A 24,516-nucleotide genomic window follows, 5' to 3' on the forward strand; every position below is an offset into this window, starting at 1 on the left:
CTCATAAAATGTTGATATCTGTTTTATGTTATCACTTTTATTTTTTTTGTCAATAATTAAAACCATTTGCATTTTTGCAAATGGTTTTTTTATAATAATATATTAACTATCCTTACAAACATAATATTTTAACCAATTTGAAAATAATAAATTGGCATGTGCTCTCCATCTTACAATAGGTTCACTATTAGGATCATTCTTAGAAAAATAATTCTTTGGTATATCTATATTAATACCTTTTGATTTATCTCTTTCATATTCTTGCTTTAAAGTATTAGAATCATATTCAGAATGGCCAGTGGCAAAAATTTGTTTTCCATTATTAGCATAAGCAAGATATACTCCAGCCTCCTCTGATTCTGATAAAATAGTAAGTCCTGGAACCTTATAAATATCTTCTTTTAAAATATCTGTATGTCTTGAATGAGGCACATAAAACTCATCATCAAAACCCCTTAATAAACTAGCACTCTTATCATTTACTTTATGCGAGAAAATACCAAATAATTTCTTATCTAAAGGATATTTAGGAATACCAAAATGATAATATAGGCCAGCTTGGGCTCCCCAACATATATGAAAAGTTGAAGTAACATTTTCTACTGAATAACTCATTACCTCTTTTAGTTCCTCCCAGTAATCTACCTCCTCAAATTCTAAATGTTCAATTGGTGCCCCTGTTATTATAAATCCATCAAATTTTTCATTTTTTATTTCCTTGAAATTTCTATAAAAGTTTAGGAGGTGTTCTTTAGGAGTATTTTTACACTTATGCTCCTTAATATAAATAAGCTCAACTTCTACATTTATATCAGTATTTGCAAGAAGTCTTAAAAGTTGAGTTTCTGTGTTAATTTTTGTAGGCATCAAATTTAAAATTCCTATCTTAATAGTCTTTAAATCATTATTGAATTTCTCCTTATATATAACAGGAAGCTTTTCATTTGTAAGAATTTTAGCTGCTGGTAAGCCTTCTGGAATAATTACTGGCATAATTTCTCTCCTTTCCTACGCTATTTATTATAAGAATAAATAAAAAACCACTTCTTAAAATAAGAAGTGGAAAAACCAAATTCCAAAAATATATTAAAATTTTTCTATCACTTCTTATCTTTCAGGAAAACTCCTGCTGGAATTAGCACATTTCTATCTTAATTAGACAGCTGTTGCTGGGTTTCATAGGGCCAGTCCCTCCACCACTCTTGATAAGATTTAAGATTGTTTAGTTTGGATTAATTTTACTTTAATAAAAATACATTGTCAATATCTATTTAACATCATATTTACAAATCCTTTAACTTTCCTTTTTTCTTTAACTTTTCTAATAATTCATTTGGATTATCATTTATAATAAGATTTTTAGGAAAATCTATAGATTGAAGCATTTCAATAGCCTCCGAAAATTCTCCAATTTTAGTACAGAAATGGGCATCACTATTAATAACAATCCTTGCATTATGTAACTTACATAATAAAGCTATTTTTTTACAATTTGTAAAACTTCCTGGTCTAGAAGTAGTAAAGGAACTATTATTTATTTCAATTAATACATCATTTTCTTTTGCACATATCACTATTTCTTCATAATCAACTGGAACAGCTGGATTTCCTAAATGACCTATTATATCAATTTTACCTCTTTTTATTGCGTTAACAAAAGCTCTCGTATTTTCCTCTACATTTCCTACATTATATACTTCAGTATGTATACTCCCAATTACAATATCGAGTTTATCTAACATAGAATCTTCCATATCCAAATTACCATCATAATCCATTATATTAGCTTCAACGCCATACAGCATGGTAACTCCAAAAAGTTCTCTAGGTAAGACTCTGTAATTTGAAAAATACCAAATATGAGGTGAACCAGGCATAGTAATTCCATGTTCTGTAGTTCCTAAAACTTTAATTCCCTTCTCAGAAGCTGCTTTAGCATTTTCCATTAAGCTTGAATAAGCATGTCCACTAGCTATTGTATGAGTATGAACATCTAACTTAAATTTCATTTTATCACCCTTTATAATATATATTATCTTTATCAATTACTATTTAATAATATCATTAATTTTTCAAATTGCAACTTGCACCTTATTAATATTTATTATTATTAAAATCTTGATTTTTTTGATAAACTATAATTTATTTTATTATTTATTATCATTTACGAGGATATTGTTTAAGTGTATATATTTTGCTTACTCTCATTTTATAACGACTTATAATTATTACAACCAAAACTTTAAATAAAATAATAAAGAACAATAGTAAATTTAAATATAAATTTTCCTATTGTTCTTTGTTATATTTTTATATTTTATACCGTTATCTCTGCTTCTTCTCCTAATAAATCCTTGTTTTTTTCTAATATCGGCTTAACTGCTTCATTTATAAAATCTAACACTTGATTTTCTGCTCTTCCTGTAAACTTCTTAGCAGCTAATATACTCTTTGCTTTTTCTTCATCTAGACTAAAACTTGGATCATTTATTAATCTTTCAATAAGATCATTATCTAAACCTTCTTCTTTAACTTTCCTTGCAGCTTCCATAGAGTGTACCCTTATCTTTTCATGAAGTTCTTGTCTATCTCCACCCATTTTAACTTCTTCCATTAATATATTTTCTGTTGCCATAAATGGAAGCTCCTTATTAACATGAGTTTCAATTACTTTTTCATAAACTACTAAATTACTTGAAATATTCATATATAAATTTAAAACTCCATCTAAAGCTAAAAAGGCTTCTGAAACAGAAAGTCTCTTATTAGCAGAATCATCTAAAGTTCTTTCAAACCATTGAGTAGAAGCTGTAATTGCCGGATTCATTGAAGTTACCAAAACAAATCTTGCAAGGGCACTCATTCTTTCTGATCTCATAGGATTTCTCTTATAAGCCATAGCAGAAGATCCAATTTGATTCTTTTCAAATGGTTCCTCTATTTCTTTCATACTTTGAAGAATTCTTAAATCATTACTAAACTTATAAGCACTTTGAGCAATTTCGGATAAAGTATTTAAAATAATCGAATCTACCTTTCTTGGGTATGTTTGACCTGTTACACTATAACTTTCCTTAAAGCCCATCTTTTCTGTAACTATTCTATCAAGGGCTTTAATTTTTTCTTCATCACCATCAAATAATTCCATAAAGCTAGCTTGAGTTCCTGTTGTTCCCTTAACGCCTCTAAATCTTAGCTTATCTATTACAAAATCTAGGTTTTCTAAGTCTAATAATAAGTCATGAATCCAAAGGGTTGCCCTCTTTCCAACTGTTGTTAATTGGGCTGGTTGAAGATGAGTAAAGCCTAAAGTTGGTAATCCCTTATATTTTAAAGCAAAGTCTTTTAAATTCTTTATTACATTAATAATCTTTTTTCTAATTAAAAGTAATCCTTCTTTCATTATAATTAAATCAGTATTATCTCCAACATAACAACTTGTAGCACCAAGATGTATAATTCCTTTTGCTTTTGGACATTGAACACCATAAGCGTAAACATGACTCATAACATCATGACGAGTTTCCTTTTCTCTTTGAATTGCTACTTCATAATTAATATTTTCTACATTATCTTTTAATTCTCTTATTTGTTCATCTGTTATGTTAATTCCAAGTTCTTTTTCACCTTCTGCCAAAGCTACCCAAAGACGTCTCCAAGTTTTAAATTTCATCTCATCTGAAAATATATATGACATTTCTTTTGAAGCATACCTGCTGTTTAATGGGGTACTATATGTATTTCTCATTTTTATCTCCTTTTAAAATTACTATATAGATTTTCTATTAGTCTAAATTTCCTTTAAAACAATTGTTTGATCTCTCTTTGGTCCTACTGAAACTATTGAAATTGGAACTCCAGTAAATTCCTCAATTCTTTTTAAATATTTCTTAGCATTTTCAGGAATTTCATCATAGCTTCTAGCATCAGCTACGCTGTCATCCCATCCCTCAAATTCTTCATATATTGGCTCACACTTAGCTAAATCTTCTAAGCTTGCTGGGAAGTAATCTATCACTTTATCTTCAAATTTATATCCCACACAAACCATTATTTTGTCAAGACCAGCTAAGGTATCAATCTTGGTTACAACTAAATCTGTAAGTCCTGAAACTCTTGCTGATGTTTTTAATATAACAAGATCAAGCCAACCACATCTTCTTGCTCTACCTGTTGTAACGCCAAATTCTCCACCTTTTTGTCTTATCCATTCTCCTGTTTCATTATCAAGTTCAGTTGGAAATGGACCTTTACCTACTCTTGTTGTATAAGCCTTAGCAACTCCTACTGCTCCGCTTATCATCGTTGGTCCAATGCCTACTCCTGAGCAAACTCCCCCTGCAGTTGTATTTGATGAAGTAACAAAAGGGTAAGTGCCATAATCTATATCAAGTAACATCCCTTGAGCTCCTTCAAATAAAACTTTCTTGCCACTCTTTATAGCATCATATATCCTAACAGAACTATCTGCTACAAAAGATTTTAATCTCTTTCCAAGTTCAACATATTCCTCATAAATTGTATCAAAGTTTAGTTCTTCACCATTATAAACCTTAGTAATAATATCATTTTTGCTTACTATTGTTTCCTTTAATTTTTCTTTTAAAACCACTGGATTTATTAAATCACAAACTCTAATCCCACTTCTTTCAGCTTTATCTGTATAACAAGGACCTATTCCTTTACCAGTTGTTCCTATGTTATTTTTTCCTCTTGCTTCTTCTTTTAATTTATCTAGAACTTTATGATATGGCATTATAACATTTGCTCTATCGCTTACAATTAATTGCTCTGGTGAAACCTTAATACCTGCCTTTTCTAAATAATCAAGTTCTTCAAAAAAGGCTTTTGGATCTAATACTACTCCATTTCCAATAATATTTAACTTATCCTTATATAATACACCTGAAGGTATTAAATGAAGCTTATATTCATTTTCTCCAACTATAACCGTATGTCCTGCATTATTTCCACCTTGAAATCTTACTATTACATCGCTGCTTTCTGCTAGAAAATCAGTCATTTTTCCTTTACCTTCATCGCCCCATTGAGCTCCTAAAACAATAAATCCTGCCATACTTAATCTCTCCAATATCCTTTAAATTTGCGATAAAAAATATCACTTAAAAATACTAACAAAGAAAAGTTTATACAGTCAATAAATTTACCTTAATCTTAACCTATTAGAACAATAATTATTTATTATATTAGATATAAGCAAAAATTATATTTAAATATAGCAATATAAATAATAATTATATATTTTATTAATAAAATAAAAGTTCATTATTAGTATTTTTAAATAATAAAAAATAATACTGGAAAATAAAATTTCCAGCATTATTAAATCCATGAGAATTTCTATTCAAAAGGACGAACTCTTAAGGGAATTCCAATATTATCACATACTTTTTGACAAGCCTTTATTTCTTCTTCTCCAATACAATCTACAACTGTAAATACAACCTTGGGTACATACTTTTTACAGTTTACCGCATATTTTAGCATAGCATCAAAAGATTCTAGCCCAAACTTATTTCTAGTTATTCTAAGATATTCTTCTGCATTTGATGCATTAAGACTTATTGATACAGTATCAATTAAACCTTCTAATAACGGTGCAGTATCCTTTTTGTGTATCAAATCTGCTAGTCCATTAGTATTTATACGTAAAGGTATATTAGTTCTTCTCTTTAAATATTTTGCAATTTCTATAATATCATAAAGTCGGATAGTTGGTTCACCGTAGCCACAAAAAATAACTTCATTAAATTGATCTAAATCATACTTTTCAAACTCCCCAATTATTTCTTGCGCTGACGGTTCCCTTTTTAACCAAAGACTATTAGTTTCAACCATTTCCTTAGTGTCTCTTAAGCAAAAAGTACATGCGCAAGGACATTTATTAGTTAAATTCACATAAACTTTTTCTTTTTTAATTATTTTTATATCCTTTAAATTTATAAAATCACCATTCTGTAGAGTATATAAAATAACCATCTTTCTTCATCCTTTATATTTATAAATTATTAATTTCCATTTTAAATCATATATCACAAAAAATAAAGTATTTCATACTCTCTAACTTATCTTATCTCCAATACTTCTTATATGTTTTTTTATCAACAATTCTTTTAGGAATAGTTTTCTATTAAATAATTTCTCCATTTATCTTCAAAATTTTATTAAACTAACGCCAAGTATTTTTTCTATATTATTGGGAATTTTTATCAATGATAACAGGATACTCTAAAAATTTTCATTAATTATACTTTCAGAACTCATTATTCCTAAGTCCAATTTACTTCTGAAAGTAGAAACCATATAATTATTAAAATAAGTAAAGATTTTACTCTGCTCCAAAATAAATAACTCTCACTTGGTTCTAGATCTTTATATTTCCAACCTTCAGATAACTTCCACCCAAATCTAGGATTTATTAAATCTATAATTAAAAATATGCTAATAATAATCTTTATAAAAACCATATTATCCCCCTATATTAATTTATTTACTCCCAAAGAACTTCTTGCATTATGCTACTATTAGCTAACTTTTCAGCAAGTTCTATTGCTTCCGATCTATTTTTAGCTGGTGCAGCAATATATAATCCATCTTTACTAGACCATCCATAAGAATTCTCTTGGGTTTTCTCACAAACAATAATCAAAATTTCACTAAATTTATTATTACATAATAATTCACCAAAATATTTACTGCTATTATCTATATTTAACGATACTATTTTTGCAGTGTTATCTGAAAATAATAATTCTTTATCAGATAATGTCCATATATCACCATAAAGATCTATTGATATTCTTCCTATAAAACTATTTTCTTTAAATAAATATTTATTATAGATACCTATAACTTCTATTATTACTTCTTCAATATAATCATCATTACCAATATTTCTTTGAATTCCCTTTAAACTTATATTAATTTTATGTTGCGATGGTAAAAAACATAAAGAAATACTTGTCACTAAAATAGCTAATAAGAATATTATAATTTTTCTATTCATATCTATACCTTTCAATTTGGATGTTATCTGTCATTATTTTATATTATACCATTATATTCCATTAAGGCGAAATAATATATTTTTATATTTAAAAATAAAAATTACTTAGGTTAGTTTAGATACCTAAGTAATTTTATCTATTAATTCCTGCTAATATAATAAGTAAAGATAAATCCTATTATAGCAAGTATAATCCCTATTACACTTTTCATTCCATCAATTCCAGGAAAAACTGAAAAAACTGATCCTAATATAAATCCAAAAATTAATATATATGTTTGTTCAGGAAATTTTAATAACAAGATTTCAATAAATCTTGCAGTTACTAAAGTCCCAACTATCCCTCCAATTGCTATAGGTATTAATATAGGTATATTTAACTGGGCAACTGCAGTTATCACCGTATTATAAAGACCTAAAACAAATAGCATAAAAGAACCGCTAATCCCTGGCAAAATTAATGCTATAGCAACAACTACTCCACCTAAGAATAAATATAAAAAGTTTAAAGGAGTTAAATTTTGTATAACGGCTGATGCATCATTATTTGGTGTTCCCATCATATATACAATCACAAAACCAGCAATTAAATATAATATACTGCTTTTTTTAAGCCCCTTTACTGAAGCCTTTCTATACATTAGTGGTGCTCCACCTAAAATTACACCAATAAATAAATAACCAATTTGAATTGGAAAATTATCAAATAATGTTTTTACAATATTACTAAAAGCAAAAATTCCTATTACTGCTCCAAGTCCAACTTCTAGCAATAATCTATATTGATTTTTAAAGTCCTTTAATATATTATTTACAGCATGCAATAGTTTATCATATATTCCAAAAATCATTGCTATAGTTCCTCCACTTACACCTGGAACTAATTGTGATATACTTATTACAACACCTTTTAAAAAATTTTTTACTGTTTCCATCTTGCACCTCTTATTATATTTTTTATATTTTGTTACAATTTTACATATTACATTTTGATAATATTGTCATGATTATGCTATTTAAGCAAAAGTATTAAAATTTATATTTATTAATATTAATGTATTTAATTGAAAAACTATATAATATTAAATTCTTTTTCATAGTTAAAGGAGTGATCTAATGAAAAAAGTTCTTCCCTTTTTTAAATCCTATAAGAAAGAACTGATTTTAGGACCATTATTTAAGCTTATAGAAGCCATATTGGAACTTTTTATTCCAATAGTAATGATAAAAATTATTGATATAGGAATTCCGAATAATGATATTAATTATATAATTAGAATTGGATTTATTCTTATATTGCTAGGTTTAGTAGGTCTTACTTTTGCATTAATATGTCAATATTATGCTTCTATTGCTTCCCAAGGAATAGGAGCAAATATTAGGACAGCATTATTTGAACATATAAATAAACTTTCCTATAAAGAAATTGATACTATAGGTACCTCCACTTTAATTACACGATTAACAAATGATATTACATTAATTCAAAATGGTATTGCAATGTTAATTAGATTAGGTACAAGGTCCCCTTTTGTTATTATTGGCTCTACAATTATGGCCTTTGCAATTAACTTTCAGCTAGCTTTAATATTTTTAATTACAATGCCTATTATATCAGCAATACTATTTTTAATCATGAAAAAATCTGTAAAAATTTATAAAGAAATTCAAAAAAAATTAGAAAATATTTCTCTTATTACTAAAGAAAATATTGAAGGAGTTAGAGCCGTTAAAGCTTTTTCTAAAGAAAAAAGGGAAATTGAAAGATTTAGAAAGGGAAATGCTGCTTATAGTGAAGAAAATATTAAAGCATTAAAAGTTTCTTCTTTGTTAAATCCACTTACTTCAATTGTTATGAATTTTGCCATTGTTTTTATACTCTATTTTGGAGCTAATAAGGTAAACCTAGGTATTTCAACACAAGGAGAAATTATTGCGTTAATAAACTATATAACACAAATATCATTAGCTTTAATTGTCTTCTCACAATTAGTAATTACTTTAACTAAAGGATATACATCCTTAATTAGAGTTTCGGAAATCTTAGAAGTTAACCCTAGTCTGATTGAAAATAATAATGAACTTAGTATAACTTCTGTAGATAAAAGGAAACCATTAATAGAATTTAGAAATGTTTATTTTACTTATAATAATTCTCAGGAGTATTCTTTAAAGAATATTTCTTTTAAAATCAATAAAAATGAAACTGTTGGTATAATTGGAGGAACAGCTTCAGGAAAATCTACAATAATTAATTTATTATGTAGATTTTATGATACCACAAAGGGAGAAATATTAATTAATGGTATTAACGTAAAAAACTATTCCTTTAAAGAATTAAGAAATTTAATTTCTTTAGTTCCTCAAAAGTCAGTTTTATTTAGCGGAACAATAAGAAGTAACTTGGAACTAGGAAATAAAAATTTAAATGATAAAGAGTTAAAAAGAGTTTTAGATATATCTATGGCCTCTGATTTTGTGAATAAATTAGAAGATAAATATGATGCAAAAGTTTTAAAAGGTGGAAAAAACTTTTCTGGCGGACAAAAGCAAAGGCTTTCTATTGCTAGGGCTTTAGCTAAAAATTCAGAAATATTAATTTTAGATGATAGTCTAAGCGCCTTAGATTTCTCCACAGATCTACAGGTTAGAAAAAAAATAAAGGAAGAAGTTAAGAATAAAACTATTATAATGATTTCTCAAAGGGCAAGCAGTTTAAAAAATGCTGACAAAATTATTGTTCTAGATAATGGAGAAGTTAAAGCCATTGGAACTCATGACGAACTATTAGATACTTGTTATGTATATAAAGAAATTTATTATTCTCAAAGCAAAAACTAGGAGGTGACATTATGAACATTAGCTTAATAAAAAAACTCCTTAATTACATCTCTCCCTATAAAAAGTATATATTTCTCTCTATTATAAGCGGTATTATTTATATTGCTTTAAGTCTCCTTACCCCTATTATTATCGGTAAAGGAGTTGACTATATCATCTATAAAGATAATGTGAATTTTAAAAACCTAAGCAAAGTAATTGGAGTTTTAATAGCGGTTTTTTTAATTTCATCCATCTTTCAACTTATTATGACCAGAAGTACAAATCTTCTTTGTAACAAGACAATAAAACAACTTAGAATGGATATATTTGAAAAACTAAATAAAGTTCCTTTAAAATATATTGACAGTAATTCTACTGGTTCAATTATAAATACCGTTATTAATGATATTGAAACAGTTTCTGATGGATTAATTCAGAGCTTTTCTCAACTTTTTACAGGCATATTAACTATTGTTGGAACCTTTATATTTATGTTAACAATAAATTATAAAATTGCATTAGTTGTATTTTTTGTAACCCCTTTATCATTATTTACAGCCTCAATAATTGCCAAGGCATGTTATTCTATGTTTTCTAAACAATCTGAAATTCGTTCTGAATTAACAGGCCTTATAGAAGAATTAATTAGCAATCAAAAGTTAGTAAAATCCTTTAATTATGAAAAAGATGCCTTAGATAAATTTAATAATATAAATAAAAAGCTTTATAGCTATGGCCAAAAGGCCCAATTCTATTCAGCTATAACTAATCCTGCAACACGATTTGTAAATGGTATTGTATATAGCTCAGTAGGTGTCTTTGGAGGGATATTAGTAGTTAAAGGAGCTATAAGCATTGGAAATCTATCTGCTTTTTTAAGCTATGCAAATCAATATACAAAGCCCTTTAATGAAATTTCTGGAGTAATTACTGAGCTGCAAGCTGCCTTTTCTTCCCTTCAAAGAGTATTTAATATTCTTGAGGAAGAAAACGAAATTGAGGATCCTAAAAATGCAATTGAACTAGAAAATTGCATTGGTTATGTTGAGCTAAATAATGTTAATTTTTCTTATAGTAAAGCTGCTCCTCTTATTGAAAACTTAAATTTAAAAGTAAAACCAGGTGAAAAAATAGCAATAGTTGGTCCAACGGGTTCTGGGAAGACTACCCTAATCAACTTACTTATGAGATTTTATAATATTAATTCTGGCGAAATAAAAATAGATAATATTAATATAGAGAAAATTAAAAGATCGAGTGTTAGGGGCTTATTTGGAATGGTTCTTCAAGACACCTTCTTATACCAAGGAACTATAAGAGATAATATTGCCTATGGTAAGCCTTCGGCCTCTATGGAAGAAGTAATTAAAGCTGCGAAAAAAGCCCATGCTCATGATTTTATTATAAAACTTCCACAAGGTTATAATACCGTTTTATCTGAGGATTCATCATTATCTGAAGGTCAAAAGCAGTTACTATCAATTGCCAGAGTTATGCTATCCAAACCTTCTATGTTAATACTAGATGAAGCTACAAGCAGTATAGATACTCGTACAGAAATATATATTCAAAAGGCTTTTAATGAACTTATGAAAAATAAAACAACATTTATAGTTGCCCATAGGTTATCTACAATTAAAGAAGCTGATTTAATTATTGTAATGGATAATGGTAAGGTTGTAGAACAAGGTAATCATAAAGAATTACTTGAAAAAGGCGGCTTTTATGCTGACCTTTATAATAGTCAATTTGAAATAACATAAAAAGTCCAGTATTATTTGCTGGACTTTTTAAAATACGATGCATAGTTTAAGAAATTTAATACTTACTTCCAATTGAAACAGTCCATTTTACTTAAAATTCTAATCTAAATCTTATATAATCATCTTCAATATAGTAATTTAAATTCCATCCATTTTCTTTTGATATTTCATTACAAATATATAAACCTAAGCCAGAAGTAGTAATTTCCTTTTCTTTTTCTTTAATATTATTATATTTTATAAAAGGATCTAATAATCTATATTTTATTTCCTTGGGAATATTTCCCATTTTATTCTTTATTTCAAAAACTTTATTTTTATTATCATCATATAGGCTTATATAAATTTCCTTATCTACTCCATATTTAATGCTATTATCAATTAGGTTTGAAAAGATGGTTTTTACATCCTCCCTAACTAATTCAAGTTCTATATTATCAATATTAGTTACTATAACTTTATCCTTCAATCTTATTTCAAATTCTTTTATTAAGTTTAATATTAACATTTTCACATTAACTTTTTCTTTAATTTTATTATAATATAATTTTCCCCTGGATAATTCTAAAAGTTTTTCTACTAAAGAAATCATCTTATTACATTCTAAAACTATTCTATTACTAGATCTTTTTATAAAATCATCATCTATATTATTTATATCTCGTAATATTTGTGCATATGCTGATATCGAAGTGATTGGGGTTTTCAATTCATGGGTTGCATTGTTAAAAAACTCTCTTTGATTTTTTTCACTCTTAATTATTTCTGCTTTCATAATATTATAAGAATTTGCTAATAAGGATATTTCATCATTAGTATTTACTTCAATGTCCTCAGCCTCTTCTTTATTTATAAATTTATTCATAGAAGTACTTAAATCTAAAATGGGTTTTACTGTTTTATTTATAATAACGTTAATGATAATGATTAACATTATTAGCAAAACAACTTGTCCTAATGATATTATTTGAATTAATTGAATAACATCATTATACTTATCTTTATAACTATTTTGAATGATCAAATTTCCTAAATAATTATTATCTTTATATATTGGATAGTTAAAAGTAACTATATAGTCCTTATTAACTTTTTTCATAGTAATAATTGATTTTATATTGTTACTTTCAACTAAAATATTATGAATTTCTTTCTCATTTAAAAGTTCCCCAATAGTTTGATTTATTATATTATTTTCCTGTACTATGGTCACAAATCCTTTATTAATGTTATAGATCTTAGATAAAGCCTTCCAAACACTTTCTTCCTTAATAACTGCTTCATTCATAAAATTTAGAGAAGTAATTTTTATCTTTTCATAATCCTTAATAATATCCTTTTTTAATTTATTACTTAAATAAAAGGATATTAAAATTGTCAAAAATAAATTTATTAATATTGTCGTTAATACTATTCTTTTTAATAATCTCCCTTTTAAGGTTTTTTTTATCTTACTCATCTTATAATATAACCTACTCCAAAAACAGTTTCTATTATCGAATTATCCTTATCTTCCTTTAATTTATCTCTAATTCTTCTTATATGAACATCTACTGTTCTTGTATCTCCTTCATAATCATAGCCCCAAACCTTCTCTAATAAATTTTCTCTTGAAATTACAATTCCCTTATTTTTATATAGATGTAATAACAAATCAAATTCCTTTCTTCTTAAAGGAATAATTTCACCATCTTTTTTTACAGATCTATCCATAAGATTTATAATTAATTTATTTTCTTCATTTTTCTTTTCAATATTATCCCTTTCCTTCAGAATCTGCTTCTCTCTTCTAAATATGGCCTTAATTCTAACTAAAAGCTCCTTAATTTCAAAAGGCTTTACAATATAATCATCTGCTCCAAGTTCCATACCTATTACTTTATCTAATAGCTCTCCTCTTGCAGTCAACATAATTATATATACATCCTTTGATAACTCTTTGCAAATTTCAAAACCATCCATATCTCCAAGCATTAAATCAAGCAAGATTAGGTCTGGTTTTAATTCTCTAAATTTTTCTAAGGCTTCTTTACCAGTAAAAGCACTTATAGTTTCATAGCCCTCATTATTTAAGGCAAAGCTTATAGCATCATTTATTGAATACTAATCCTCTACTACTAATATTTTCTTTTTTTCATAAATACTCCTTGCTAATTTTCTTCAATATTTATTAATAGATATTTTTTATCCGCTAAAAGTAAGCTATTATTTTCATGATTATATTTTTTCAATACTGCAAAAATCTTTTTCTTATCTCCTATAAAGGCCGTAGAATCATAATTTTCTATAGCAGATAATTTATACAACAAATCAAATTCCATATTTTCATTAAGTTCTGATAAATATATTCCATCTTCTGAATATACAATAAAATAATTAGTATTACTAACTTTTTGTAGAAAAGGACTTTCATTATAGATTTTAGTTTTCCCACTATTAATATCGTAAATAAAAGTTTTATACTTACCTTCATTATATCTTGATAAAACTATATAATTTTCAGTAACATATTTATTGGTAAAATGAAAATCATGAAAGCTATCTTTTGTATATTCATCTATATTAATATTCTTATAATCTAAATAATCAATATCCCCCTCTATTAAAGCAAGCTTTTTTATTTTCCCAGTAAAATCTAAGGCCATAATGGAATCCTCTTTCTCATTAAAATAATATATATACGGTAAATCATTATTAATCTTAGTTTTATAATAAGTTTTATTTATCTTATCTATAACAATAGCTGCCTTTCCTTTCATAATTAGCGGTTTCGATGAATCTTCAGAATCTTCATATCCAACCATTTCTAATATATAATAATTTTTTAGATCATAAACTTCTTCTGCTCCTAATTTAAATTTATTCTCCATTTCATAATAAAGCTCATCTAAATCTTCTAAATAAAATTTTAGGTCCTCTTTTAAGTCATAATAAAAATATTTCCTATCCCTTGTATGAAGACCTTCACTATTAATCCCCTTAGCTTGAACCGTATAATTTTGCCTAAGGTCATTTTCCAAAAACTCATTTAAGACTTTATCATCATTTGTAACAAATTCCCCATTAGTATTAATTTTAATAGGTATATTTACCTCATCCTCTGTAAAGGCCCCCTCTCTTATTATATCTATAAGTCCTATCACATTATTATCTTTAAAATAAAGGGGGGTAAAAAACTGGTAGTCATATTGAAAATTATCTTTTATTTCCCTAACTGTTATATTGTACTTATTTAAAATCCCCTTATCTTTTGTACTTTCTTCTATAATAATCTTACTACTGCATCCTGTTAAAATAAAAATTGATAATAAAATTAAAACTATCCCTTTTTTCATTTTCAAAACTCCTATCTCCTCTTTATATAATAATACATTATATTTAGGAGTTTTTACATATTAAGTATAGTTGTTACAAAGTTGTTAACTAATAAAATTTTTTAATTATTATAATAAAAAGGACTGTTAATAAACAGTCCTCAAATAAAATTTAATTTTATCATGTAAAGAATAGTTTAATAGATTACTTAAATAGCATTTCTACATGAGGAATATCATCTTCTAAATATTCCTCTGATACTTCTTTAAATCCTGCTTTTTTATAAAGATTTTTTGCATATACTTGGGCAGATATCCTTATTTCATTTTCTTTCATAATATTTTTAATATAATCTATTGCCCTATTAATTATTTCCAGCCCAAGTTTTCTTCTTCTATATTCTTTTTTTACTACAACTCTTCCTATAGAAATTTCTTTATAGGATACTCCCTTATTTAATATTCTTAAATAAGCTACAATTTGACCTTCATCAATTGCCATCAAATGAAAGGCTTTTAAGTCTTTATTATCCATATCTTGATATACACAATTTTGTTCTACTACAAAAATTTCAGAACGTAATCTTAAAATTGAATATAGTTCCTCATTGCTTAACTCATCGAAAGTTTTAATCTTGAATTCCATTTAGCTACCTTTTTCTATATATTTTTTATTTTCTTTAGAAATTAATATTATCTGGATCCTTTACCTTTTTAAAATCATTATTTAAATTATCAATAAAGTTCATATCTTCTTCATCAATCTCGAAATCAAATATTTTAGTATTTTCTAATATTCTACTTGGAGTAACTGATTTTGGAAGCGGTAAATGCCCCTTTTGTAAGGACCACCTTAAACAGATCTGAGCTACAGTCTTATTATATTTCTCTGCAATATGATCTAAATCATTTATACTAAATATATTTCCTGTTCCAAAAGGACTGTAGGCCTCAATTAAAATATTATTTTCCCTGCAATATTTTACTATCTCTTCTTGATTTAATCCGGGATGTAATTGTATTTGATTTACCATAGGTACAATTTCACAATTATCAATTAAATTTTGAATATGATGAGGCTTAAAATTACTTACTCCTATTGCCCTAACCTTTCCATCCTTATATAATTTTTCAAAGGCCCTCCAGGTTTCTATACTTATTTTTTCCCAATTATCCTTAAAAATTTTAGGCACAGGCCAATGAATTAAATATAAATCTAAGTAGTCTAATCCTAATTTTCTTAATGATTCATCAAAGGCTTTTAAGGTACTATCATATCCTTGATCTGTATTCCATACTTTGCTGGTAACAAAAATTTCTTCTCTCGGAATATTACTATTTTTAATTGCAATTCCTACACTTTCTTCATTACCATAAATAGCAGCAGTATCTATATGTCTATATCCAACTCTTATTGCTTCTTCTACTGATGAAATTGCAACTTCTCCATCTGGACTTTGCCAAGTACCAAAGCCGATACAAGGTATTTTCACATTGTTAGATAAAACATAAACATCTGATAAGCTTTTCATTAATATCCCTTCCTTTCCATATTTAACATTGTAACATAATATTTTTTCTATTAATAGTTTAATAATCTTACTATTATTGCTTATTATTTTATAAAGCTATTATTTTATACTATTATATTAATATGCCTTATTAACATAAAAATTCTATAAGCATATAATATTTTAAAGCACTAAAAAAGTTGGTATTTATGAAACTAAAACACCAAATAGAAATTCAAGATTGTAAATTTCTTGGTTCTGGCGCAGAAGGTTCTGTATTTTTAACTAAAGACGGCTTGGCTATTAAAGCTTTTAAAAAAATAAAAAATGCCATTGCTGAAGAAGAAATACTTAAAATTACTAAAGATAGTCCTTTTTTTCCTAAATGTATAGTTCGTGCAAGTAATATTATTATTAGAGAATATGTTGAAGGCGAAAATTTATATGAATATATAATAAAAAATGGAATTTCCTATAATTTATCCAAAGAAATAATTGATTTAATAGAAGATTTTAAAAGACTAAAATTTACTAGATTAAACATTAGAAATTCTCATATATTTGTTAATAAAAATTGTAAAATTAAAGTTATAGATCCTAGAAAACCTTTTAGTAAAATAACTCCTTACCCTAGAGATATTATTGAAATTTTAATAAGGGCAAGGGTTTTTGATGAATTTTTAAAACATCTTCTTGATTATAAACCAGAATTGCTTAGTTTTTGGACTGAAGGTTATAGATATCTTGCCACTATTAGGAAAAGAAGGATTCAAAAATATGCTTAAATTTATTAAATATTGGAACAAATATTCTATAAAAAGCATATTATTAAAATAACTATAGCTTAAGAGCTACGCCATATAAATTCATCTCCTTCATTAAATAATAAATTAGCTGTGCTCTAAAATTTAGGCACAGCTAATATTTTATATTATTTAAATCTATGCAGGGCTTTTTAAAGGCAATTTCTTTATTAATTTCAAGAGCTTCTCTATCTATATATATTTTATAGATACTAGGACAATTTTCCTCTCTCCATAGTTTCATAAATTTGGCTGTTGCACTTATACTATAATAATGCTTTTCTTCAAATTCATCATAAAATTCCAAAAATTCATTAATACTTTTATTATCTAACTTTAAATCCTCCCTATTAATATTATTTATTATTGGTATTAAATATCTTAAAGGGATTTCGTAATTATATAAGCCCTTAGCCTGTTTTCCTTCCATAATAGGTCTTTTTAGAAAGGGATATTTTACAATATCTTGTTCTTTAATGCTTATTTTAAAAATAATCTCCTTTAATTTATCCTTTTGTAACTTAAATTTAATCATTTGTTTCACCTACATACTATTTTTCAAACCAAGTATCCCAAACTTCCTTTTGATACCCTACAGTTGCTTCCCTTCCATTTCTTACGATAGGAGCATTTATAACTCTAGGATTTTTTAATATAATTTCTTCTTTCATTTCAACACTTCTTATTTTATCTAGATTTAGCTGCTTATATTCCTTAGAACTTTCATTGATTAGATCATTAATTTTTATTTTTTGCTTAATTGAATTTAATTCTCCTTTACTTATTCCCTTTTCATCTAAATCTACAAACTGAAATTTTATTTTTCTTTCCTTAAAGTATCTCTCTGCTTTTTTTGTATCAAAAGATTTTTTTCTCCCAAATATTTGTATATTCATTATATCCTCCCTAGCTAATATAAACATATTTTATTTATTATTATATTAACATATTCTATTTTCCTCCGTCACAATTTTCCTTTTATTTTTCTATATTAATATTAAATACAAATAATAAAGGATGATGAACTTGAATTATATATTGCTATTCTTTAAAATTATATTTTTTGAATATATCCTTATTATTCTACATGAATTAACACATTTTATTGTATCTTTATTTTTAAAATTAAAATGCTCATATATTTATATCATTCCTTTTAAATTATATAAAAATAATGGAAAATTTAAAATCTCAGTAGTCAAATTTTTTAATCATAATATAACAAGCGAACTACATTTTAATTCATTGAACATTACAAATAAAGAAGATTATAATAATCTTATAAATAAACTTAGAATTTTTTTATATTCAGGTCCAATTTTTGATTTTATTGTTTTTATCTCCTTGTTTTTAATAGGTATAATATTTGTTGAATATGCTTATTTAGCTATTATTGCTTTATTACACTTTGGAATTTCAACGATGAATTTTTTTAACAGTGATGGTAAATATGCAATTGGAGCAAAAGAAGATAAAAGAATAGCCTTCGATTTAGTGCGAAATTTTAGCTTATGCGCTAATGGATATGTAAATCCTGATACTAAAAAATTTCTAACAGATGTTTATAAAGAAATTTCAAGTGAAATTGATTATAAAGAGTTTGATGTTAATAACCTATGGGATTTTTTAAATAATACATCCTTTTATACTAACTCTATCTTAAGTTATTTTAATAATGACCTTTATGAAATAGAGCAAAACTTTATTGAATTTTCTGAAGTATTAATAAGAGACTTTGATGAAATAATAGAACTGGATTATAGGCAAGAAAAAAAGACCTCATTATTAATTGCTTATTATTTAATTTATAATAAGCTTTATAAGCCTCATTATCAAGTTGATAAGAATTTATATGACAAAATATACAAAGGTATTAAAGAGGACTATTATCAAGCTATTTTAAGGCTTTATTTTGATGAAAAAAATGAAAATACAATCGATTATTTAAAATTCGAAAAAAATATGCCAATTGAATATAATTATAAAGAAGGTTATAGTAAATTATTTTATAATTTACTAAATCTATATAAGAATATTTAATTTTAAGGAACTATCTCAAAATAAAAATTAACTAATCTTATATTTTGAGATAGCTCCTTTTATATATACAGATAATAGCCTATAAATGCTCTTTTACTTCTTTTAGCCAACTTTTAGCTCCATTAACAGAGTTCCAAGCATCTTCACCATATTTAATATAATTAATGGCTTCTTCTTCACTTCCTAGTTTTTCAAACTTATTATTATTCTTTTTTATTTTTCTTTGTTTTAATAAAAATTCTATTACAAAAGGGTTGGAAGAATTAGCAACTCTTAAATATCTTAAAGCTTCTTCTTTTTTTCCTAGCTTATAAAAGTAAAGAGCTTTTGTAAATTTAGTTGAAGCTAAATAATCACCCTTGTATTTATCTAAAAGTTCCTCTAACTCTTTATCCATATTTTCTTCAATTAACCAAGACATTAAAGAAGATCTTACCATTAATGAATCTTTTGGAAAGACTTCAATTAAATCTAAAAATTCCTTTATAGCTGCTTGTTTTTCTTTCATATTCCAAAGTAAACTTCCTAACCTATATTTTGCACTAAAATATGTCTTAGTTAAATCAAAATCTAAGAAATTACCTTTATATTTCTTTAATATTTCTGAATTGATATTATTTGTTGAAAAATCTACAGCCTTTTTTGCCAATTCTTTTTGCTGTTCCTTAGATAAGGAATTATCAAAAGACAAAATAATGTATGCCTCTGCACATTTTTCGTTTATTTTTAGTGCTTCCTTTGCTAATCTAACTCTCTTATTAAAGCTTTTATTGTTCCAAGCATCATTTGCTATTTTATTAGCTTTTAATAAATTTTCATCAATTTCTGAATCAGCAGCTAGTTCTTCATAAATATCCGATTTATTAATATTTTCTACAAATTCTATTGACCATCTTTCCTCCTGTAAATCAATAGCACTTCTAATTTCTTTAGATTTAGATAATCCTGTACTACTGCTTACATTAAATAATTTATAAATATCAGTTACTTTTATATCGCTGTTTTTAAATAAATTATTTCTATTAGCAATAGCATGTACTATTCCACAGGCCCAAGAATTTGCTTTACCCTTATTTATTCCATCATATTTTATTTTAAATAATTCTTTACATAAATTCTCTGCAAGAAACAAATATCTTTCATCTAAACTACCTTTGCAGACCTCATTGATAGCATTCATTATTTCTATAATTCTTTCATTGTTATGTGTTTGTTGCATAAATTATGTCTCCTTATATAAATTTCTTAAAGCATAATATTTTATTATGATGGCCTACTCAAAAAAAAAGTGCCATTGGCACTTTTTTATACTAGTCTTCTAAGTTTGCTATTAAAGTTGCTATTTCTTCAACAGCTTTAGCTTCGTCATCACCGTTTGCAATAATAGTTATTTTAGCTCCCTTTGTAACTCCTAGTGAAAGAACACCAATTAAGCTTTTAACATTAGCCTTCTTTCCATTGTACTCAATACTTACATCTGATTTGAATGATGAAGCTTTCTTAACTAATAAAGTTGCTGGTCTAGCGTGTAAACCAGTTCCATTGTTAACAACAACGTCTTTAGATACCATTAAACACACCTCTTTATAAATTTTTTAAATTGTTTACTTCTAACTTCTTAATTATATCTATTATTGCTGAAAATTTCAAGTTATTATGAACTTATTCTATAATATTACTATTTAATTTTACAAAAAGGACTATAAACTAGTCCTTTTTAATCTTTTGAATTAGTATAATTCCATTATCTTGGTTGAACAATTAATTTTATGGCAGTTCTTTCTTCACCGTCTATTTGAATATCAGTAAAGGCTGGAACACATACTATGTCCTTACCACTAGGAGCAACGAAGCCTCTTGCTATAGCTATTGCTTTTACAGCTTGATTTATAGCACCCGCTCCCACTGCTTGAATTTCTGCTATATTCTTTTCTTTAATAATTGCAGCTAATGCACCTGCAACTGAATTTGGATTTGATTTTGTTGAAACTTTTAATACTTCCACTTTGTCTTTACCTCCTAGATAAAAAAATCGTTTACAATTTAATTTAAATATTATTTCATTTCCCTATATTTATATTCTACATTCTAAATAAAAATCCTTTTTTTATTTTATTTTTTTATAAAAAATAAAATGCACTTTGCTAAGCAAAATGCATTCTGTTTATTTAGCGTAATCAACTGCTCTTGTTTCTCTTATAACATTAATTTTAATTTGACCTGGATATTCTAAATTTTGTTCTATACTCTTAGATAAATCTCTAGCTAATTCTACTATTCCAGCGTCATCTAATTGATCTGGTTTAACCATAATTCTTATCTCTCTACCAGCCTGAATTGCATATGATTTTTCTACACCTTCATAAGAATTTGCAATTTCTTCAAGCTTTTCTAATCTCTTAATGTATGCTTCTAGGGTTTCTCTTCTTGCCCCTGGCCTTGCAGCTGATATAGCATCTGCTGCCTGAACTAATACGGCTTCTAATGTTAACATTTCAACATCTCCATGATGGGCTGCAATTGCATTGGCAACAATAGGAGATTCTCCATATTTCTTAGCTAAATCTCCGCCAATTACGGCATGACGACCTTCATCTTCTTTTGTTGCTACTTTGCCTATATCATGTAATAAGCCTGCTCTCTTGGCTAAATTTACATCTAAACCAAGTTCTGAAGCCATAATACCTGCTAAATAAGCAACCTCAATAGAATGTTTTAACACATTTTGTCCATAACTAGTTCTATACTTTAGTCTACCAAGTAATTTAATAATTTCAGGATGAACACCATGAACACCTACTTCAAGGGTTGCTTGTTCTCCTTCTTCTTTAATATCATTTTCAACATCCTTGGTAGCTCTTTCTACCATTTCCTCGATTCTAGCTGGGTGAATTCTTCCATCTACAATTAACTTTTCTAAGGCTATTTTAGCAATTTCTCTCCTTACAGGATCAAAACTTGATAAAATAACTGCTTCCGGAGTATCATCTATAATTACATCTACTCCTGTTAATGTTTCTAGGGTTCTGATATTTCTACCTTCCCTACCTATAATTCTTCCCTTCATTTCATCATTTGGAAGGGCAACAACATGCACTGTTGATTCTGATACATGATCTGCTGCACATCTTTGAATTGCAGTAGTTATAATTTCTCTTGCTTTTTTCTCTGCTTCTTCCTTAGCTCTTGCTTCAACATCTTTAATCATCATAGCAGTTTCATGTGTTATTTCTCTTTTTACTTCACTTAAAAGAATTTCTTTAGCTTCCTCAGAAGTCATTGCTGATATTCTTTCAAGTTCTTCTCTTCTTTTAGCGTAAAGTTCTTGCACACTAGCTTCCAGATCATTGATTTCTTGTAACCTTTTATTTAAAGATTCTTCTTTCTTTTCTAAAAAATCACTTTTCTTATCTAATGTTTCTTCTCTTTGAATTATTCTTCTTTCAAGCCTTTGGACTTCATTTCTTCTTTCTCTACACTCTTTATCTAGATCATTTCTTAATTTATGAACTTCTTCTTTCGCCTCTAAAATAGATTCTTTCTTAATAGCTTCTGCTTCTTTTTTAGCATTTTCTAAAATTTCAAAAGCTTCTCTTTCTAACCTTTCAATCTTCTTTTTAGATGCACTCTTTATAGCGTTATAAAGTATAAGACATATAACTGCCAATACAATAATTCCAACTATAATTTTTATAAGAATTTCCATATAAAACACCTCCTCCATTTAATAAACAATTTGTTTAATGAAAATGTAGAGGTATCATAATTAATCTAACTGATATTTGAAATATGATAAACCAGTATTTGTTATTATTTTATCTTAATTTTAAAATTATGTCAAGTTTAGTTGAATATTTTCCCTAACATCGTTTTCATTTTATCAAAATATAAATAGCCCATCAAAAAAAATAGCCGATGAAATTTCTCACCAACTATTATTATACACAAAATTACCAAATTTATTCAATAAAATGGTAAAATTATTCTTTAGTTTTTTCTTTCTCTTCTGATACTTCTACTGAAGGAGCTTTAGCTAATGGAAGATTATATTTTTCTCTAATTTTATTTTCAATTTCTAAAGCTAATTCTGGATTATCTTTTAAATATTGTTTTGCATTTTCTCTTCCTTGTCCTAATCTTATATCTCCACAAGAGAACCAAGCACCGCTTTTTTGTACAATACCTTCTTTAACTCCAACATCTACAATATTACCTGTTCTTGATATTCCCTCATTATACATTATATCAAATTCAGCTTGTTTAAATGGAGGAGCTACCTTATTTTTCATTACCTTAACTCTTGTTCTGTTTCCTATAATATTTTCACCTTGTTTTATTGAATCTGTTTTTCTAACATCTAATCTAACTGATGAATAGAATTTTAAAGCTCTTCCTCCTGTAGTAGTTTCAGGATTTCCAAACATAATACCAACTTTTTCTCTTAATTGGTTAATAAAAATAGCTATACATCCAGTTTTTTGTATTGCACCTGTTAACTTTCTTAAAGCTTGAGACATAAGTCTTGCTTGAAGACCTACATGAGAGTCCCCCATTTCTCCTTCAATTTCAGCTCTAGGAACTAATGCTGCAACAGAGTCAATAACAATAACATCAATTGCACCAGATCTAACTAGGGCTTCAGTAATTTCTAACGCTTGTTCTCCAGTATCTGGTTGTGAAACTATAAGATTATCAATATCTACTCCTAAATTCTTTGCATAATTTGGATCTAAAGCATGTTCAGCATCTATAAATGCTACTGCTCCTCCTTGCTTTTGAGCTTCTGCTGCAACATGAAGAGCAACAGTAGTCTTACCTGAACTTTCTGGTCCAAATATTTCTATAATTCTACCTCTTGGAAGTCCACCTATACCTAAAGCTATATCTAAATCAAGGCATCCCGTTGAAATAGTATCAATATTTAATGTACTGTTTTCTCCCAATTTCATTACTGAACCTTTACCAAATTGCTTTTCAATTTGTGACATTGCATTTTCTATCGCTTTTAACTTATCTACATTTATATTTCCCATATGGCACCTTCCTCCTCAACGAACATTTGTTCTATGTACTAATTATAATTTATTTTCTTTCTGTAGTCAACACTTATATAATATTATTTATATAAAAAGCTCCAACTTTATTAGATGGAACTTTATTATTAATTATATCCTTTTTTTCTCATTGTAAACAATTTACTCATAATCTACTTATTAAATATAAGTAATAATAAAT

Annotated in this window: 24 protein-coding genes and 1 riboswitch; of the genes, 4 read left to right on the forward strand and 20 right to left on the reverse strand. The window is 26.8% G+C overall.

The window, feature by feature from the left end:
* Positions 1-102 precede the first annotated feature (102 nt).
* The 8 genes from BEN51_RS05220 to BEN51_RS05255 all read right to left on the reverse strand — a co-directional run bounded on the left by BEN51_RS05220 (position 103) and on the right by BEN51_RS05255 (position 7,962).
* Positions 103-993: a homoserine O-succinyltransferase gene (locus BEN51_RS05220; RefSeq protein WP_119865021.1), complete on the reverse strand. Its 891-nt coding sequence runs from the start codon at positions 991-993 to the stop codon at positions 103-105.
* Between the two features lie 111 nt (positions 994-1,104).
* Positions 1,105-1,212: riboswitch (SAM riboswitch) on the reverse strand.
* Positions 1,213-1,283: 71 nt separating this feature from the next.
* Complete coding sequence (locus BEN51_RS05225; protein ID WP_119865022.1) at positions 1,284-2,009, reverse strand: phosphatase; 726 nt, start codon at positions 2,007-2,009, stop codon at positions 1,284-1,286.
* 308 nt (positions 2,010-2,317) lie between these two features.
* Positions 2,318-3,748 carry an adenylosuccinate lyase gene (purB, locus tag BEN51_RS05230; RefSeq protein ID WP_119865023.1) on the reverse strand — a complete coding sequence of 477 codons (1,431 nt, stop codon included), beginning with the start codon at positions 3,746-3,748 and terminating at the stop codon, positions 2,318-2,320.
* Positions 3,749-3,790: 42 nt separating this feature from the next.
* A complete protein-coding gene (locus tag BEN51_RS05235) occupies positions 3,791-5,077 on the reverse strand; it encodes an adenylosuccinate synthase (RefSeq protein WP_119865024.1) in 1,287 nt (428 codons plus the stop codon).
* A gap of 284 nt (positions 5,078-5,361) precedes the next feature.
* A complete protein-coding gene (locus BEN51_RS05240; protein WP_119865025.1) occupies positions 5,362-6,000 on the reverse strand; it encodes a TIGR04100 family radical SAM protein in 639 nt (212 codons plus the stop codon).
* A gap of 290 nt (positions 6,001-6,290) precedes the next feature.
* Positions 6,291-6,488: a DUF6199 family natural product biosynthesis protein gene (locus BEN51_RS05245; protein ID WP_119865026.1), complete on the reverse strand. Its 198-nt coding sequence runs from the start codon at positions 6,486-6,488 to the stop codon at positions 6,291-6,293.
* Between the two features lie 23 nt (positions 6,489-6,511).
* A complete protein-coding gene (locus tag BEN51_RS05250) occupies positions 6,512-7,027 on the reverse strand; it encodes a hypothetical protein (RefSeq protein ID WP_119865027.1) in 516 nt (171 codons plus the stop codon).
* Positions 7,028-7,167: 140 nt separating this feature from the next.
* Complete coding sequence (locus BEN51_RS05255; protein ID WP_119865028.1) at positions 7,168-7,962, reverse strand: DUF368 domain-containing protein; 795 nt, start codon at positions 7,960-7,962, stop codon at positions 7,168-7,170.
* Positions 7,963-8,143: 181 nt separating this feature from the next.
* Between BEN51_RS05255 and BEN51_RS05260 the strand changes: the two genes are divergently transcribed.
* Positions 8,144-9,868 (forward strand): ABC transporter ATP-binding protein, encoded by a 1,725-nt coding sequence (locus BEN51_RS05260; protein ID WP_119865029.1) that lies wholly within the window; start codon positions 8,144-8,146, stop codon positions 9,866-9,868.
* A gap of 11 nt (positions 9,869-9,879) precedes the next feature.
* The gene (locus BEN51_RS05265) at positions 9,880-11,613 is read left to right on the forward strand and encodes an ABC transporter ATP-binding protein (protein ID WP_119865030.1); all 1,734 of its coding nucleotides are present in this window, start codon (positions 9,880-9,882) and stop codon (positions 11,611-11,613) included.
* A gap of 91 nt (positions 11,614-11,704) precedes the next feature.
* Here the strand turns inward: BEN51_RS05265 and BEN51_RS05270 are convergent, their stop codons facing one another.
* From BEN51_RS05270 to BEN51_RS05290, 5 genes are all read right to left on the reverse strand, one after another.
* The gene (locus BEN51_RS05270; protein WP_119865031.1) at positions 11,705-13,072 is read right to left on the reverse strand and encodes a HAMP domain-containing sensor histidine kinase; all 1,368 of its coding nucleotides are present in this window, start codon (positions 13,070-13,072) and stop codon (positions 11,705-11,707) included.
* The gene (locus BEN51_RS05275; RefSeq protein ID WP_236906281.1) at positions 13,069-13,710 is read right to left on the reverse strand and encodes a response regulator transcription factor; all 642 of its coding nucleotides are present in this window, start codon (positions 13,708-13,710) and stop codon (positions 13,069-13,071) included. Before BEN51_RS05275 ends, BEN51_RS05270 begins: the two co-directional genes overlap by 4 nt.
* 53 nt (positions 13,711-13,763) lie before the next feature.
* A complete protein-coding gene (locus BEN51_RS05280) occupies positions 13,764-14,948 on the reverse strand; it encodes a hypothetical protein (RefSeq protein ID WP_119865032.1) in 1,185 nt (394 codons plus the stop codon).
* Between the two features lie 184 nt (positions 14,949-15,132).
* Positions 15,133-15,573, reverse strand: coding sequence for a GNAT family N-acetyltransferase (locus BEN51_RS05285; RefSeq protein WP_119865033.1), 441 nt, complete (start codon positions 15,571-15,573; stop codon positions 15,133-15,135).
* A 34-nt stretch (positions 15,574-15,607) separates the two neighbouring features.
* Positions 15,608-16,459 (reverse strand): aldo/keto reductase, encoded by an 852-nt coding sequence (locus BEN51_RS05290; protein WP_119865034.1) that lies wholly within the window; start codon positions 16,457-16,459, stop codon positions 15,608-15,610.
* 188 nt (positions 16,460-16,647) lie between these two features.
* On the opposite strand from BEN51_RS05290, the gene BEN51_RS05295 reads away from it, so the two are divergent.
* Positions 16,648-17,223, forward strand: a complete 576-nt coding sequence (locus tag BEN51_RS05295; RefSeq protein ID WP_119865035.1) for a serine/threonine protein kinase — start codon at positions 16,648-16,650, stop codon at positions 17,221-17,223.
* Between the two features lie 133 nt (positions 17,224-17,356).
* On the opposite strand, the gene BEN51_RS05300 is transcribed toward BEN51_RS05295, so the two are convergent.
* Together BEN51_RS05300 and BEN51_RS05305 are read right to left on the reverse strand one after the other, a co-directional pair.
* On the reverse strand, positions 17,357-17,776 hold the full coding sequence (locus BEN51_RS05300; RefSeq protein ID WP_119865036.1) for a hypothetical protein: 420 nt from the start codon (positions 17,774-17,776) through the stop codon (positions 17,357-17,359).
* A gap of 16 nt (positions 17,777-17,792) precedes the next feature.
* Complete coding sequence (locus BEN51_RS05305; RefSeq protein ID WP_119865037.1) at positions 17,793-18,137, reverse strand: arsenate reductase family protein; 345 nt, start codon at positions 18,135-18,137, stop codon at positions 17,793-17,795.
* Between the two features lie 124 nt (positions 18,138-18,261).
* On the opposite strand from BEN51_RS05305, the gene BEN51_RS05310 reads away from it, so the two are divergent.
* A complete protein-coding gene (locus BEN51_RS05310; RefSeq protein ID WP_335621850.1) occupies positions 18,262-19,281 on the forward strand; it encodes a site-2 protease family protein in 1,020 nt (339 codons plus the stop codon).
* A 79-nt stretch (positions 19,282-19,360) separates the two neighbouring features.
* Here the strand turns inward: BEN51_RS05310 and BEN51_RS05315 are convergent, their stop codons facing one another.
* The 5 genes from BEN51_RS05315 to recA all read right to left on the reverse strand — a co-directional run bounded on the left by BEN51_RS05315 (position 19,361) and on the right by recA (position 24,314).
* Positions 19,361-20,500: a DUF6398 domain-containing protein gene (locus BEN51_RS05315; RefSeq protein ID WP_119865039.1), complete on the reverse strand. Its 1,140-nt coding sequence runs from the start codon at positions 20,498-20,500 to the stop codon at positions 19,361-19,363.
* A gap of 91 nt (positions 20,501-20,591) precedes the next feature.
* The gene (locus tag BEN51_RS05320; protein WP_119865040.1) at positions 20,592-20,852 is read right to left on the reverse strand and encodes an HPr family phosphocarrier protein; all 261 of its coding nucleotides are present in this window, start codon (positions 20,850-20,852) and stop codon (positions 20,592-20,594) included.
* Between the two features lie 173 nt (positions 20,853-21,025).
* Positions 21,026-21,286, reverse strand: coding sequence for a stage V sporulation protein S (locus BEN51_RS05325; protein WP_009169189.1), 261 nt, complete (start codon positions 21,284-21,286; stop codon positions 21,026-21,028).
* A 159-nt stretch (positions 21,287-21,445) separates the two neighbouring features.
* Complete coding sequence (gene rny / locus BEN51_RS05330) at positions 21,446-22,987, reverse strand: ribonuclease Y (protein WP_119865041.1); 1,542 nt, start codon at positions 22,985-22,987, stop codon at positions 21,446-21,448.
* Between the two features lie 274 nt (positions 22,988-23,261).
* Positions 23,262-24,314, reverse strand: coding sequence for a recombinase RecA (gene recA / locus BEN51_RS05335; RefSeq protein WP_119865042.1), 1,053 nt, complete (start codon positions 24,312-24,314; stop codon positions 23,262-23,264).
* Between the last annotated feature and the right edge of the window lie 202 nt (positions 24,315-24,516).

Origin of the sequence: Clostridium isatidis, assembly GCF_002285495.1 — a bacterium.
Classification (GTDB): Bacteria; Bacillota; Clostridia; order Clostridiales; family Clostridiaceae; genus Clostridium; species Clostridium isatidis.

Bases quoted from the DNA above. Each gene is read 5' to 3' on its own strand.
- BEN51_RS05295 (WP_119865035.1), top strand. From the start codon at position 16,648: ATGAAACTAAAACACCAAATAGAAATTCAAGATTGTAAATTTCTTGGT.
- BEN51_RS05225 (WP_119865022.1), bottom strand. From the start codon at position 2,009: ATGAAATTTAAGTTAGATGTTCATACTCATACAATAGCTAGTGGACAT.
- BEN51_RS05240 (WP_119865025.1), bottom strand. From the start codon at position 6,000: ATGGTTATTTTATATACTCTACAGAATGGTGATTTTATAAATTTAAAG.
- BEN51_RS05250 (WP_119865027.1), bottom strand. From the start codon at position 7,027: ATGAATAGAAAAATTATAATATTCTTATTAGCTATTTTAGTGACAAGT.
- BEN51_RS05255 (WP_119865028.1), bottom strand. From the start codon at position 7,962: ATGGAAACAGTAAAAAATTTTTTAAAAGGTGTTGTAATAAGTATATCA.
- BEN51_RS05260 (WP_119865029.1), top strand. From the start codon at position 8,144: ATGAAAAAAGTTCTTCCCTTTTTTAAATCCTATAAGAAAGAACTGATT.
- recA (WP_119865042.1), bottom strand. From the start codon at position 24,314: ATGGGAAATATAAATGTAGATAAGTTAAAAGCGATAGAAAATGCAATG.
- BEN51_RS05265 (WP_119865030.1), top strand. From the start codon at position 9,880: ATGAACATTAGCTTAATAAAAAAACTCCTTAATTACATCTCTCCCTAT.
- BEN51_RS05300 (WP_119865036.1), bottom strand. From the start codon at position 17,776: ATGATTAAATTTAAGTTACAAAAGGATAAATTAAAGGAGATTATTTTT.
- BEN51_RS05235 (WP_119865024.1), bottom strand. From the start codon at position 5,077: ATGGCAGGATTTATTGTTTTAGGAGCTCAATGGGGCGATGAAGGTAAA.
- purB (WP_119865023.1), bottom strand. From the start codon at position 3,748: ATGAGAAATACATATAGTACCCCATTAAACAGCAGGTATGCTTCAAAA.
- BEN51_RS05270 (WP_119865031.1), bottom strand. From the start codon at position 13,072: ATGAGTAAGATAAAAAAAACCTTAAAAGGGAGATTATTAAAAAGAATA.
- BEN51_RS05280 (WP_119865032.1), bottom strand. From the start codon at position 14,948: ATGAAAAAAGGGATAGTTTTAATTTTATTATCAATTTTTATTTTAACA.
- BEN51_RS05245 (WP_119865026.1), bottom strand. From the start codon at position 6,488: ATGGTTTTTATAAAGATTATTATTAGCATATTTTTAATTATAGATTTA.
- BEN51_RS05290 (WP_119865034.1), bottom strand. From the start codon at position 16,459: ATGAAAAGCTTATCAGATGTTTATGTTTTATCTAACAATGTGAAAATA.
- BEN51_RS05220 (WP_119865021.1), bottom strand. From the start codon at position 993: ATGCCAGTAATTATTCCAGAAGGCTTACCAGCAGCTAAAATTCTTACA.
- rny (WP_119865041.1), bottom strand. From the start codon at position 22,987: ATGGAAATTCTTATAAAAATTATAGTTGGAATTATTGTATTGGCAGTT.
- BEN51_RS05320 (WP_119865040.1), bottom strand. From the start codon at position 20,852: ATGGTATCTAAAGACGTTGTTGTTAACAATGGAACTGGTTTACACGCT.
- BEN51_RS05315 (WP_119865039.1), bottom strand. From the start codon at position 20,500: ATGCAACAAACACATAACAATGAAAGAATTATAGAAATAATGAATGCT.
- BEN51_RS05285 (WP_119865033.1), bottom strand. From the start codon at position 15,573: ATGGAATTCAAGATTAAAACTTTCGATGAGTTAAGCAATGAGGAACTA.
- BEN51_RS05310 (WP_335621850.1), top strand. From the start codon at position 18,262: ATGAACTTGAATTATATATTGCTATTCTTTAAAATTATATTTTTTGAA.
- BEN51_RS05305 (WP_119865037.1), bottom strand. From the start codon at position 18,137: ATGAATATACAAATATTTGGGAGAAAAAAATCTTTTGATACAAAAAAA.